Annotated in this window: 2 protein-coding genes; both read right to left on the reverse strand. The window is 50.8% G+C overall.

The window, feature by feature from the left end:
• Nucleotides 1-374, reverse strand: a 374-nt coding sequence (locus ACWHAR_RS30780) for a gluconeogenesis factor YvcK family protein (RefSeq protein ID WP_452088899.1), incomplete at its 3' end; no start/stop codon positions are given.
• A 1-nt stretch (nucleotide 375) separates the two neighbouring features.
• On the reverse strand, nucleotides 376-555 hold a 180-nt coding region (locus ACWHAR_RS30785), incomplete at its 5' end, for a RapZ C-terminal domain-containing protein (RefSeq protein WP_452088900.1).

Raw genomic sequence — 555 nt, forward strand, 5'->3', positions numbered from 1 at the left:
GGCAGAACCCTTCCTCTCACATTTAAGACTTTGCTCATTTCAGTGACGGCGTGAAAGAAATCACCGGTTATATTCGTCATCGCCGCCAAAATCAAATTTCCCAATGAATGGCCGATTAAATCGCCGCCTTTAGAGAAGCGGTGCTGGAACAGGTCTTCAACAAGCGGTTCGACGTCAGACAGTGCAGCGAGGACATTTCTGACGTCCCCCGGCGGGGGAATTTTCAGCTCGTCGCGCAGCCTCCCCGAGCTTCCGCCGTCATCTGCGACTGTCACAATCGCCGTGATGTCTACCGGCTGCTGCTTCAATCCTCTGAGCAGTACCGAAAGGCCAGTTCCTCCGCCAAAGATTGCGATTTTTTTCTGATCTGCCATGCTATTTTCTGCTTTTCTTCTCGATGTCCCGGTGAGTAACATGAGTATAGTAGTCCTTTTTAAAATAATCGGCAAGGTATTCAGCCAGCGTCACAGAACGATGCTGTCCGCCGGTGCAGCCAATCGCGATGACAAGCTGGCTTTTTCCTTCTCGCTTGTATGACGGAAGCATAAAGCTCAG

This window comes from Bacillus sp. LR--39 (assembly GCF_053613335.1).